At 67.5% G+C, this 13,122-nt stretch carries 10 protein-coding genes; 3 read left to right on the forward strand and 7 right to left on the reverse strand.

What is annotated here, in order from left to right:
* Positions 1–222 precede the first annotated feature (222 nt).
* Entirely contained in the window at positions 223–2,025 is a 1,803-nt protein-coding gene (locus tag AB5T46_RS17615; RefSeq protein WP_370565378.1) for a GspE/PulE family protein, read from the reverse strand.
* Between the two features lie 131 nt (positions 2,026–2,156).
* Between AB5T46_RS17615 and glyQ the strand changes: the two genes are divergently transcribed.
* The 3 genes from glyQ to glyS are packed head-to-tail and all read left to right on the forward strand — an operon-like array spanning position 2,157 to position 5,469.
* Entirely contained in the window at positions 2,157–3,065 is a 909-nt protein-coding gene (glyQ, locus tag AB5T46_RS17620) for a glycine--tRNA ligase subunit alpha (protein WP_370565379.1), read from the forward strand.
* Positions 3,062–3,274: a hypothetical protein gene (locus AB5T46_RS17625; protein WP_370565380.1), complete on the forward strand. Its 213-nt coding sequence runs from the start codon at positions 3,062–3,064 to the stop codon at positions 3,272–3,274. The genes glyQ and AB5T46_RS17625 overlap by 4 nt, the downstream gene beginning before the upstream one ends.
* Positions 3,271–5,469, forward strand: a complete 2,199-nt coding sequence (glyS, locus tag AB5T46_RS17630) for a glycine--tRNA ligase subunit beta (RefSeq protein WP_370565382.1) — start codon at positions 3,271–3,273, stop codon at positions 5,467–5,469. Before AB5T46_RS17625 ends, glyS begins: the two co-directional genes overlap by 4 nt.
* A gap of 30 nt (positions 5,470–5,499) precedes the next feature.
* Here glyS and AB5T46_RS17635 read toward each other — a convergent pair whose 3' ends face one another.
* The 6 genes from AB5T46_RS17635 to AB5T46_RS17660 form a co-directional block, all read right to left on the reverse strand.
* A complete protein-coding gene (locus tag AB5T46_RS17635; RefSeq protein WP_370565383.1) occupies positions 5,500–6,624 on the reverse strand; it encodes a transporter substrate-binding domain-containing protein in 1,125 nt (374 codons plus the stop codon).
* 30 nt (positions 6,625–6,654) lie between these two features.
* Entirely contained in the window at positions 6,655–7,782 is a 1,128-nt protein-coding gene (locus tag AB5T46_RS17640; RefSeq protein WP_370565384.1) for a DUF3011 domain-containing protein, read from the reverse strand.
* Between the two features lie 49 nt (positions 7,783–7,831).
* The gene (locus tag AB5T46_RS17645) at positions 7,832–8,185 is read right to left on the reverse strand and encodes a hypothetical protein (protein ID WP_370565385.1); all 354 of its coding nucleotides are present in this window, start codon (positions 8,183–8,185) and stop codon (positions 7,832–7,834) included.
* 196 nt (positions 8,186–8,381) lie between these two features.
* Positions 8,382–11,258: a protein kinase domain-containing protein gene (locus AB5T46_RS17650; RefSeq protein ID WP_370565386.1), complete on the reverse strand. Its 2,877-nt coding sequence runs from the start codon at positions 11,256–11,258 to the stop codon at positions 8,382–8,384.
* A gap of 184 nt (positions 11,259–11,442) precedes the next feature.
* A complete protein-coding gene (locus AB5T46_RS17655; protein WP_370565387.1) occupies positions 11,443–12,408 on the reverse strand; it encodes a hypothetical protein in 966 nt (321 codons plus the stop codon).
* A 123-nt stretch (positions 12,409–12,531) separates the two neighbouring features.
* The gene (locus tag AB5T46_RS17660) at positions 12,532–13,110 is read right to left on the reverse strand and encodes a hypothetical protein (protein ID WP_370565388.1); all 579 of its coding nucleotides are present in this window, start codon (positions 13,108–13,110) and stop codon (positions 12,532–12,534) included.
* Positions 13,111–13,122: the final 12 nt, after the last annotated feature.

Consider the following 13,122-nt stretch of genomic DNA (forward strand, 5'->3'; position numbering starts at 1 on the left):
AGTGAGGAGTGAGGAAAGCATACGCACCTCGACCCGTCATCCCGGCGCAGGCCGGGATGACGCCCCCGAAAGCCTGTCTTTGCCCCGCCGTTGCGGGGAGGACGGCGCCAAAGCCCCGTCGTTGTCATTTCCGTGGGCTCGACTTACGGCTGCAGACCGCTCCCCATCTCTGAGCGAATCCAGAATCCGAACGTGGAGTCCCGGCTTCCGATTGCATCTCCGTCACTCCCGGGGCGGCAGCACCGTGAGCACTTCCTCCACCGTGGTCAGCCCCTGCGCGACCTTGGCGGCGCCGGCGGCGCGCAGCGTGCGCAGCCCGCCCTCTTGCGCGGCGGCGGCGAAGCCGGCCAGCTCCATGTCCGGGCGGATCCGCTTGCGCAGCGCCGGCGTGACCGGCATCAGCTCGTACAGGCCGACGCGGCCGAGATAGCCGGTGTTGCGGCATTCCAGGCAGCCGACCGCGCCCTGCGTCTCCCCGGCCGGCGGCCGCGCGCCGGCGCCGAGCAACGCCTGCCAGGCCTCGTCCGGTACCGCGCGCGGCAGCTTGCAGTGCGGGCACAGCGTGCGCACCAGGCGCTGCGCCAGCACGCCGTTGAGGGTCGAGGCGATCAGGTAGTGCGGCAGGCCCAGGTCGAGCAGGCGGGTGACCGCCGAGGGCGCGTCGTTGGTATGCAGGGTCGACAACACCAGGTGCCCGGTGAGCGAGGCCTGCACCGCCATCTGTGCGGTGTCGAGGTCGCGGATCTCGCCGATCATGATGATGTCCGGGTCCTGGCGCAGCAGGGTGCGCACGCCGGAGGCGAAGGTGAGGTCGATCGCGGCGTGCACCTGGGTCTGGTTGAACTCCGGCGCCACCATTTCGATCGGGTCCTCGATGGTGCAGACGTTGAGGTCCGGGGTGGCCAGGCGCTTGAGCGCCGAGTACAGCGTGGTGGTCTTGCCGGAGCCGGTCGGGCCGGTGACCAGCACGATGCCGTGCGGGCGCTGCACCAGGTCGTTCCAGGCCACGGCCTCGGCGGCGTCGAAGCCGAGCTGCTCGATCGGCTTGAACGCGGTGTCCGGATCGAAGATGCGCATCACCGTCTTCTCGCCGAACGCGGTGGGCATGGTCGACAGGCGCATCTCGACCTCGCTGCCGCCCGGCGAGCGGGTCTTGATGCGGCCGTCCTGCGGCCGCCGGCGCTCGCCCAGGTCCATGCGCCCGAGCACCTTGATCCGGCTGATCGCCGCGTTCATCACCGGCGGCGGCATCTCGAACACCTTGTGCAGCAGGCCGTCGATGCGGAAGCGCACCCGGCCGATGTCGCGGCGCGGCTCCAGGTGGATGTCGGAGGCGCGCTGCTGGTAGGCGTACTGCAGCAGCCAGTCGACGATGTGGACGATGTGATGGTCGTCGGCGTTGACGTCGCCCGAGCGGCCCAGCTCAACCAGCTGCTCGAAGCTCGGCGCCTCGCTGCCGCCCTCGCGCACGTCACGTGCGCCGCGGATCGAGCGGGTGACGCCGAAGAACTCCATGGTGTAGCGGTGCAGGTCGAGCGGGCTGGCCACCACCAGGTCGATGCGCCGCCGCAACAATCGCTGCAGGTCCGGCAGCCAGTCCAGCGCCAGCGGCTCGCTGGTGGCGATCAGCGCGTGCTCGCCGGTCACCTCGAGCGGCAGGATGCGGTGACGGCGGGCGTAGGCATGCGAGATCAGCTCGGTGACGCCGGCCACGTCGAGCCGGGTCGGGTCGATGCGCCGGTACGGATGGCCGCTGGCCTCGGCCAGCCATTCGGTCAGCTGTTCCAGGCCGAGATCGGTGCCCGCAACGCGCGCCGAGGGCAGCTTGAGGTTGGCCAGCAGCACCAGCGGATGCACCGCGTCGAGACCGCGCCCGTGTCGGCCGGAGACGCGCGCGCGCTCCGCCTGCTGCGCATCGACCAGGCCGTCGACGACCAGCGCGTCCAGCACCGGTTCCAGCGCCAGCCGCCCCGGCGGCAGCCGGGAAGCGGGGCGATCGGGATGCGAATGGCGCAGGTCGTTCAAGGCGTGCTCGCTGTCGCGGAGATGGCCGGACCGGTGCGGGCGCCGGGCGGCGCGGAGGTGGCCGCTATACTAGCGCGCCCGCGTTTCGAGCCCTGATCCTGACATGCGTGCTCCGACATGAGCGGTTCAACATGAGTGGTCCGACCTTCCAGCAGCTGATCCAGCGCCTCAACGTCTACTGGGCCGAGCGCGGCTGCGTGCTGATCCAGCCGCTGGACCTGGAGGTCGGCGCCGGCACCTTCCACCCGGCGACCTTCCTGCGCGCGTTGGGCCCGGAGCCGTGGAACGCCGCCTACGTGCAGCCGTGCCGGCGCCCGACCGACGGCCGCTACGGCGACAACCCGAACCGCCTGCAGCGCTACTACCAGTACCAGGTGGTGCTCAAGCCGAGCCCGGACGACATCGTCGCGCAGTACTTCGGCTCGCTCGAGGCGCTCGGCGTCGATCCGCAGGTGCACGACCTGCGCCTGGTCGAGGACAACTGGGAGTCGCCGACGCTCGGCGCCTGGGGGCTTGGCTGGGAAGTCTGGCTCAACGGGATGGAGATCACCCAGTTCACCTACTTCCAGCAGGCCGGCGGCCTGGAGTGCCGGCCGGTGCTGGGCGAGATCACCTACGGCCTCGAGCGGTTGTGCATGTACCTGCAGAACGTCGACGACGTGTTCGACCTGGTGTGGACCCACGGCCCCGACGGCACCCCGGTGACCTATCGCGACGTGTACCACCAGAACGAGGTCGAACAGAGCACCTACAACTTCGAGGTCGCCGACGTGCCGGAGCTGCTGCACCGCTTCGACGCCTGCGAGGCCGAGGCGATGAAGCTGGTCGGCCTCGACCTGCCGCTGCCGGCCTACGAGCAGGTGTGCAAGGCCTCGCACTGCTTCAACCTGCTCGACGCGCGGCGCGCGATCGGCGTGACCGAGCGCCAGCGCTTCATCCTGCGCGTGCGCAAGCTGTCGCAGGCGGTGGCCGAGAGCTACCACGGGCAGCGCGAGAAGCTCGGGTTCCCGGGGCTGAAGCGCGAGGCCGAAGCGGCATGAGCACGATTGGCGGCGATTTCGCACCATACGGACTGGTCGCATTCCTGTTCGGCGTGTTCTGCGCGTATTGGGCCCAGGAAACCGGACGCAGCGCCTGGCTTTGGTTTTTCCTCGGCCTGCTGCTGCCGCCGATCGCGGGCATCGCGCTGCTGTCCAAGAACGCGGTCCGGCTCGAACGCCTCGCTCGAACGCGGAAGGACAAGGCATGACCCGGCTCGCGCCCCTGCTCATCGAACTCGGCACCGAGGAACTGCCGGTCAAGGCACTGCCCGGGCTGGCGCAGGCGCTGTTCGACGGCGTTCTCGACGGGCTGTCGAAGCGCGGCATCGCGGTCGAGCGCGGCGATGCGAAACCGCTGTACACCCCGCGTCGGCTGGCGGTGCTGTTGCCGGGCGTGGCCACGGAGCAGTCCGAGCAGCGTTCGGAAGTCCTCGGCCCCTATCTCAACATCGCGCTCGATGCCGACGGCCAGCCGACCCGCGCGCTGCAGGGCTTCGCTTCGAAGGCCGGCGTCGAGTGGACGGCACTCGAACGCACCCGCGACGCCAAGGGCGAGCGCTTCGTGCACCGCACGGTGAGGCCGGGGGCGACGACCGCGGCGCTGCTGCCGGAGATCCTGCGCGAGGCGCTGGCGGCGATGCCGATTCCCAAGCCGATGCGCTGGGGCGCGCACGCGCATGCGTTCGCGCGGCCGGTGCACTGGCTGGTGCTGCTGCTCGGCGACGCCGTGGTCGGCGGCGAGGTCTTCGGCGTGCAGGCCGACCGCATGAGCCGCGGCCATCGCTTCATGCACGACAAGACGGTATGGATCGCGCACGCGGACGACTACCTCGACGCCCTGCGCGCGGCCAAGGTGCTGGCCGACCCCGACGAGCGCCGCGCACGCATCGTGCGGGAAGTGACACAGGCGGCGCAGGCCGCGGGCGGCACGGCGCGCATCGACGGCGACAACCTCGAGCAGGTCAACTGCCTGGTCGAATGGCCACAGGCGGTGGGCTGCGCGTTCGAGGCCGGGTTCCTGGCGGTGCCGCAGGAAGCGCTGATCGCGACCATGGAGGCGAACCAGAAGTTCTTCCCGGTGCTCGGCGAGGACGGGCGCCTGCGCGAGCACTTCGTCGGCGTCGCCAACATCGAGTCGAAGGATCCGGCCGAGGTGCGCAAGGGCTACGAACGGGTGATCCGCCCGCGCTTCGCCGACGCCAAGTTCTTCTTCGTCGAGGACATGAAGCAGGGGCTGGCATCGATGAACGCCGGACTGCGCACCGTGACCTACCAGCAGAAGCTGGGCAGCGTCGCCGACAAGGTCGCGCGGGTGGCGGCGCTGGCCGAGGCGATCGCGGCGCAGGTCGGCGTCGACCCGGCGCTGGCCAGGCGCGCGGCGGAACTGTCCAAGGCCGACCTGCAGTCGCGGCTGGTAAACGAGTTTCCGGAGCTGCAGGGCATCGCCGGCCGCTACTACGCCTCGCAGGACCCGTCGCTCGACGACCTGCCGCGCGAGGACCGCCTGGCGCTGGCCAACGCCCTCGACGAGGCCTATCGCCCGCGCTTCGCCGGCGACGACATCGCCCTGTCCGGCGTCGGCAAGGTACTGGCAATCGCCGAACGCCTGGACACCCTGGCCGGCGGCTTCGCCGCGGGCCTGAAGCCGACCGGCAACAAGGATCCGTTCGCGCTGCGGCGCAATGCGCTTGGCCTTGCCCGGACAATCATCGAAAGCGGTTTCGACTTGAATCTAAATGACCTCATCCGCTCCGCCTCTGGCGAAGTGCTCGGACAGATCATGTCGATGCATGCTAGTGAGCGTGCAGCGGCCAAGGCGCACGCACAGAGTCTTGGCGTGCCCATTAATGAAGTGGTATGGGGACAACTTAATTCCTTAAGTGAAGTCAATTACGAGGAGATTTATCCCTTTATCCTCGACCGCCTGCGCGGCTACTACGCCGACAAGGGCGTACCGGCGCAGCACTTCGCCGCCGTGGCCGCGAAGCGCTCACCCTCGCTCTACGACTTCGACCGCCGCATCGACGCAGTCGGCACCTTTGCCGCGCTGCCCGAGGCCGGGGCACTGGCCGCGGCCGACAAGCGCATCCGCAATATCCTGCGCAAGGCCGACGGCGCGATCCCGGGCCAGGTCGACCACGCCCTGCTGAGCGAACCGGCGGAACTGGCGCTGGCCGAGGCGGTGGAAGCGGTCTATGCCGAGACCGGCCACGCGCTCGCCCATGGCGACTACGTCGACGCGCTGGCGCACCTGGCGCGGCTGCGGCCGCAGGTGGACGCGTTCTTCGATGCGGTGATGGTCAACGCCGACGACCCGGCCCTGCGCCGCAATCGCCTGGCCCTGCTCAGGCGCCTGAGCGACCGCCTCGGCAGCGTCGCCGCGATCGAGCATCTGTCGATCTGAGGACCGGGCGTCGATGGAGAAGGGGCCTGTTCATGGCGATTCGCCGAAGTAGCGGGTCCTGATCTCCTCGATCAGGCCGCTTCGATGCGCGCCGACCAGCTCCACGGTGAGCGGTCGCGTCAATGCACTATGGCGCGACAATCCGAACCCGTACTTGTCCGGCTCGAAGATCGCGCCCACCACGGCGACCGGCCGGTCCGGGTTGTCATGGGCGAAATACTCGAGCACGGGTGCATCGCCGATGATCGCGGCAACCCGACCGTCGACCAGGGCCTCGGCGGCTTCGTCGATGTGCGCATAGCTGCGGGCATCCAGCCCGGCCTGACGGGCGTATTCCTCGGCCACGCTGCCAGAGAAGACCGCGACCGGACGTCCGGGCAGGTCCGCGACGCTGTTGATCTGGCTGGTCAACGACAGGGTGGTCATCACGCTGGTCACCGACGAGGTGACGTAAGCCAGCACCGCGATGCCGCAGATCAGCCAGAGACCCTGCCAGATCCGGCCGATCCAGCCGAACAGGTTCTTGCGCGACGGCGACTTGCCCGAGGTGGTGATCGACATGACGGCGTAGAAGCTCTCGGCAATGCCGTCGCGCCAGCTGCGCGGGAATTCCTTGTCGAAATGCCGGTCGAACACGGTTACCAGGATCGTGGCGGCGACGATCACCAAGGCGATCCATGCATACGCCCGCAAGTGGCCCGACTGGTTCAGTCCCGCGATCAGGCCCCGGAAACCCGCGCGACGCTCGTTGCTGACCATGATCCTGAGGCCGGCGTCGAACCAGGGATGGGTGAAGTCGATGCGTTCCACCCGGCTTCGGGTGATGGTCAGGTTGGTCACCGCGACATCGACCTCTCCGCTGGCCGTGGCGTTGACCAGTTCCCTGTATGTCTCCATCTCCACATAGCTGGCCTGCAGATGGAGCCGGTCGGCCAACTCGTCCCACAGGTCGATGGCCATGCCGGTGTAGCGGTCGTCCTTCTTGATCACGAATGGAGGACTGACGTACAACCCGACCGTCAGCTCCCTGGGCGCTGTAGTGGCATCAGCCGCATCGGCAGCGTCATTCTGTGCTTTGGTCGGCCCTGCGCCTGCGGACACAAGCAGCACGGCCAGGATCGCAAGGCATGCCGCACGCGGGAAACCGTGTTTCATGGGATCAATTCCCGTTGTTCGGGTTGCAGTCTATCTATTCGAGAACCGCGCACTACAGGCATTGCTGACCCAGATACCGCGGCGTGGCAGATAATCCCATGTCCGGCCCTCGCGGCACAGGCCGGAAGAAAACTCCTGGGCAAGCCGGGGCCGGCCTTTGCGGTCGTCCCATTCACACCAGCTGATCGCGCCAGCGCTGCTGGTGCACTGGACGTTGTACTCGGGCCTTGCCGAGCCGGCCACGCCGAAACGTGCGCGACAACCCCGGTTCACCCACAGCCGGTCGCCCACGTAGCCCCAGCCCAGCCCTTCGTCACACGGATTCTGCGACAGCTGTTCGACCAGCACGGGGCGGCCCTGTCGGCTGTCCCAGGTACAGCTGTATGGACGCCCGTCCGGGCTCGAGCAGGTCACCGTGTAGCCGGCGACCGGCGACGGGGTGGGACGGTGCGGTGGAGCGCTTCCGGGGACCCGGGTGAACTCGCCGCGGCAGCCCGCATCGACCCAGACCAGGCCCGGCGATTGCCCCCAGTTGCGGTCTTCGATGCAGGCCGTGGACGAAAGCTGGCGGGTCAGCAGCGCCTGGCCGCGAAAGCCGGTCCGGCACTCCTGACGGCTGCCACGCAGGCTTTCGCAGCGGATGGTCTCGTTGGCGGCCATGGCTTCCACGAAGCGTGCGCGGCAGCCCTGGTCGACCCAGACCAGACCCGGGCGCACGCCCCAGTTCACGTCTTCGATGCAGCGGGTCGAGGACAGGCTCCGGGACAGGGCCGCGTTGGCCCAGCCGGTGCGGCATTCGGCGTAGCGACCGCGCTCGCTTTCGCAGACGATGCTCGGGTCGGGGCCGCCCCCGCCGGCATGGCCGTCGCCGAGGGAGCGGGCGATGTCCTGCTTGATACGGCTGAAGGTCCAGTCGGAGCGGTTGACCTGGTCCAGATAGAAGCGCAACTGGTCGCCGGGGATCGAACGTCCCCCCGACTGTTCGCTGTATTCCAGACGGATGACCCGGGTCTGGTCCGGTATGGAAAGCGTCCGCAGATTCTCCGGCGCGTACGCCCGCTGTTGCGCATGCAGGCCCGGGATGGCCATGGCGGCGCACAGCAGCGTCGGAAGTGCGATCCACCGCAATCGGCCATGCGTACGGGACGGTTTCGACATGGGGCGGCCTCCGGGCGTCCTGCCTGCGCGCATGGCATCGGTCTCCGGTTCAGTACCCGCCATGCCCATGAAGGGCGAGGTACTGGACAATGAAATCCTGCTCGTAGGTGTGGCCCGGGTACTCCGCATCGACCCAGGCCCTGAACTCGGCTTCGCCGGTCTGGCCCCGGTACAGGCGGTGCAGGCGTTCGGTGAAGGCATTCACCCGCGCGGGGGTGTCCAGCGGAATCCGCCGGTACTTCGGATCCTTTTCGGCGGCATCGCCCAGCGAGACGACCCAATTCAGGAACTCGGTATCGTGTGCCGCCGCGGCGGGAAGTCCGGTCGCGGCCGCTTGCGGCGAAGCGCAGGCGCCCATGGTCAGTACAAGCGCGGTCGCCAGGACAAAAGCGGAGGATTTCATCGTGTCACGCCTCATGTCGTGGGGGGAGGGCGGATCCGCGCTTGGGGCATCGGGTAGTCGAACTCCTGCCGTTGATGCTGCCGCAGACGGCAACCGGTGAGGATCATGGGTGTTATCGGAAATTGGCCGCGTGACAGGACATCGCAAGCCCCATGGGAGCTCCCGAACTTATCCGGAGGTTCCCCCTGGCGCCGCATCACCGTCGCGGCTCGGCTTCGGCAAGCGCGATGACGGCCTGTTCCAATGCGGCGAGCCGGCGCTCGGCCGTGGTCACCCAGCCTTGGTGGCCGGCGCGCTCCGCCGCTTCGCGGGCATTCCGGAACGCCGTTGCCGCCTCGTCGAGCCGGTGCCGGCCCTGCAGCCAGCTCCCTTTCACCAGCCAGGCGGTATGCAGGATGGCGATGGCGTAGAGCGTGTCGAACCTCGCGGCATCGGCGATCAGCCGGTCCAGAGCCACCTCCGTCGCCTCGGGATCGACGTCGTCGCCGGCCATGAGCGAAGCCTCGGACAGCTGGAGTCCCAGCATTTCCTGGCTGTCCGCACCGTACTGCCACAATGTGTCCTCTCGTGCCCGCACCAGTTGCCGGCGGGCTTCCTGCTTTTTCCCGGCGCCCCGGAGCAGGTCGGCATAGGCGACCCGGTGGATCGAGTCCACGGTGCCGTGGGCGCGTTCCGCATCCTGGAGGGCCGTTTCCAGGAGCAGCAATGCCTTCTTGCGCGCTTCTTCGTCGCCGGTCATCGAGGCACGCGACCAGTACAGGTTGGCGAGCAGGGAGCGGGCGTGCAGGGTGAATTCGTGGGCCGGACCGTTGTGTGTTTCGTAGATCACCCGCGCCTTCTCCGTCAGGGCAATGGCTTCATCGACCCGTCCGGCATGGATCTCAACGAAGGCGCGGCCGATGTAGATCCGTGCCGCGGCCGGGTGGTCTGCTCCGAGCGGCGGTTCGACCAGGTCATGTGCGTGTTGCAGTGATGCCCGTGCCGAGTCGTAGTCGGAATTGATGCCCTGCATGAAGGCCAGTTCGGTCCACGCCTGGCCGGTCTGGATGTGCTGGCTGCCCAGTGTGCGCTGGCGACTGTCGAGCAGCTTCTTCGCCATCGCCAGCGCCCGCGCCTCGCGTCCCGACTTGCGCGAGGCGCGCACGGTGCGGATGAGCGATTCGCGAGCATCGTCGGCGGTGACCGGGTCGATCTGTCCGGCCAGTTCGATCGCCTGCAGGAGATCGGCCTCGGACTCGGCCAACCGCATGCGCCAGCGATACCAGGTGCCGCGCTGGATCAGCAGTTGCGCCAGGACGGGATCGCCGATCGAGGGTGACAGCTCGCGCGCTTCGGCCATGGCCCGCGCCAGGGTCTTGAATGCGAGCTTCGATTGCCCCTGTCCCGATTGCGCGATCGCGAGCTGGTCCTGCAGCCGCACCCAGGCCAGCCGGTACGGGTCGGTCAGGCGCAGCGACAGCGCGGCCAGCCCTTGCCTTGCCGTGCGTTCGGCCTCTGCATGCCGGGCCTGCAGGTTCTGGATCCGGGCCAGCGTCGCCAGGTTGAAGGCGGTCTGCAACGCGTCCTGGCCGCTGTGCTCCAGGGCCTCCCGCGCCAGTGCCTCGGCGCGCGGGTAGTGGCCGGTCAGGGCACGGCTCCGTGCCAGCAGGGACAGGCCGCGTGCCAGCACTTCCGGGCTCCCGGCCTCTCCTTCCCGCGCCTGCTCGCGCAGGGTGCGTTCGGCATGGTCCAGCAGTTCGGTCGCCTGCATCGGCATGTCGCCCAGCCCGGAAAGCGTCGCCATGCCGAGGGTGCTTTCCAGCAACTGGTTCACCCGGTGGGCCACCACGGCCTCGCCCCGTGCGCGTTGGGTCTGCCACGCCCAGAGCGCCAACACGACCACCGCAACGATGACGGCGGCGGCTGCCAGGATGGAGAAGTCGCGGTTGCGCCGGACGAAGCAGCCGAAGCGATAGCGCAATCCCTGTCCGTGGGCGGCGACGGGCCGCGTGGCCAGCCAGGCGCGCAGGTCGGCCTGCAGCGATTCGACGTCCGGATAGCGGGCTTCCGGATCGGTCGCCACGCAGCGCAGGACGATCGCGTCCAGTTCGCCTTTCAGCTGGCAGGCCAGTTCGTGTTGCCCGCTGGCGCCGCGCGCGCTGGCCTCGTTGTCGGTGATGCCTTCGGCCAGCCGGCTGGGAGGCATGGGGACATGCCGGATCGCGGCAGGCTTGACCGGCAGGCGGGCACAGAGCAGCTGGTACAGGACGACGCCGAGGGCGTAGATGTCGGTCGTGAATCCCGGGCTTTCTCCCTTTTTCAGTTCCGGAGGCGTGTAGCCCGCCGTCATTGCCAGCTGCTTGTAGTCTCCTACGTTGGCATCGACCAGCGAGTTCGACAGCCCGAAATCCAGCAGGCGCGGCCGACCTTCCGGCGTCACCAGCATGTTCGAGGGCTTCAGGTCCTGGTGCAGCGTGCCGCGTGCATGCGCATAGGCCACGGCATCGCAGGCATCGATGAACAGCTCGACCCGCTTTCGGATCGCCAGTTGCTGATGGTCGCACCATGAGGTGATCGGTTCGCCATCGACCCGCTGCATCACGAACCAGGGATAGCCTTCATCGTCGATGCCGCCGTCCAGCAGCGGCACGATGTCGGGATGATTGAGCTGGGCCAGCACGTCCCGTTCGTTGAGCAGCGCGCTGACCAGCCTGGGCGATGAAATATCCGCACGGACATACTTCAGGGCGGCGATCTGCTGGTACTGGCCGTCGATGCGCTCCACCTGGTAGACGGTACCCATGCCGCCGCGGGCGATGGTGTCCATGATCCGCCAGTTCCCGACCTCCTGGCCGATGCGCTTGTCGGGCGCCGGGGGCGCCTCGTAGTCCGAGAGCAGCGGGGCGAGCACATCCAATGACCAACGGTCCAGCCGCGTGTCCATACTGGCATCGGCCTTCAGGAGCGCGGCGAGCGCGCCGTGCAGATGCGGATCCTCGCGCTCGAGCTCGGCCAGGCGCCGGCGGCGCTCTTCCTCCGGCATGCCGGTGTAGCGATCGAAAAGCAGGAGGGCGCGAACCTCGAAGATGATCATGGAGCCTTTCTATGGCAGAACGATGGTATGACCGGAAGGTGATTCCGGGCCCGTGTTCCTGCATGGGCCGGCGGTGTGCTTGCCGTGCTGCCCATGTTGCCCATGTTGCCGGGAATGTCCGCGAACTGTTATGGATCAGGTCCCAAAGCCGGACGGCAACCGGACGTACGTTTCAAGCCAGTCCTCATTCGCCCCGCAGCAGTTTGCAGCCAAGGGGGATCGGAGAGCGGGTGGCAGTGGCCAGGCTGTCTTCGTAGAAGTCGCAATCGAGGATGTTGTCCTCGGAGGAGTGGCGGCCCGAAAGGACGTTGATGTTGACCCGCGGGCCACCGGAGATGCGCTGCAAGCGGTCGCGCTTGAACTGGCTCCCGTCAAAGACGGCCTGACGGCTCCTGGGCGCAAGTTCGGGTGATGCAGAGCCCAGGTCCACCAGGCCCAGGTCGTCCGCCATGTCCTTGGCGGCAGGTGTCGCAAACCCGAAGTAGGAAACGTAGACCATGAGGGTCTCGGCGTCCTTGTTCATCCGCTTGGCGGCGGCGTCGGAAAGCTCGATGTCCACGGTCAGCGGAAACTCGACGTCGCCCTTGGGCGCTTCCTGGATCCGGGAAATCGAGACCAGTGGCGTCTCGCACGCCTCGTCCTCGCATCTGCCGCTGAGCCAGACTTCGCCGTCGCCGAACATCACGCCCTGGGTGTTGACCAATACGTCCGAGAACTTTTGTGTGGTGATCGTCGAGGCGATTGCAGGGGTGATGATCCGGTCGTATTCGTTCACGAACTGCTCGGGGTTCATGATGACCCTCCGGCCATCCACCGAAATGCTCAGCGGGAAGTCGACCAGCTCGGATACGGCGGCCTCGTCGCCCGCGGCCACGGCTGTCTGCAACGCGATGAAGGCCGCCTTGTATTCCTCCGAACTGCTGAACAACGTTTCTATCTGGGCGATGACTTCACTGTCATCCTCCGTCGGCTCCACGGTATCCACGGATTCTCCGCCGGCCGGATTTCTCGGGATTTCCATTGCCTTCGAGGTTTCCATGTCCTGTCCGCCGGCCTGCGCCGAAGCGTCTGGATCCGCGCCGGGGGAACCGCCGCACCCCCATAACAAGAACAGCGTCCCCAGCGTGGTTATTGTGGTTCTGCGTTGCATTTCATGGTCCTCCATTGCCTTCCAGAACTGCCGCGCAGCGACAGCCATTGCCGCCGCCACTCGTTGTCGTTGTCCGGGAGTCCCAATTCCACTCGGTTTCGTCCGCGCTTTCGGACTACCAGTCTAGTTGTCGAGATCGCTCGTGTCCTGGAGCGTTGTGACCAGGATCGACTGCTTTTCGCAGGCATCGTCCTCGCAGATGCCGGTCAGCCAGACCTGGCCATTGCCGAACATGAGGCCGTTCTTGTTGGCCATCAGGTCGGCGAACTTCTGCCGGGCGACTGCATCGGCAATCGCAGGCGTGACGATTCTGTCGTACTCCCGTACGAACTGGCCGGCGTCCCGGATGGTCTGTTTTCCGTCGATGGCGCCATCCAGCGGATATAGAACCATCTGCGCCACGGCATCCTTGTCGCTTGCAGCCACGGCCTTCTGCAAGGCCAGGAAGGCCGATCTGTAATCATCCGCATTGCCGCCGAGTATCGATTCGATGTCCGCTGCGACCAAGGTGTCGTCTTCGGCAGGCGCCGCAGATGCATCCACAGCCCCGCCATTGCCTGCGCCATCGGTGCCGTCAGAGGAGGCGGCGCCCTGCGTTTCGGCCGCCGGTGCCGACGCTTCCGGCGCGGCGTCATGCGAGCCGCCGCATGCAGATAACAGCAGCAATATGCCAATGAGGGCGATTGAGTTTCCAGCGTTCATCCAGAGCCTCCT

The sequence above is a fragment of the Luteimonas salinilitoris genome, assembly GCF_041300785.1.
Classification (GTDB): domain Bacteria; phylum Pseudomonadota; class Gammaproteobacteria; order Xanthomonadales; family Xanthomonadaceae; genus Luteimonas; species Luteimonas salinilitoris.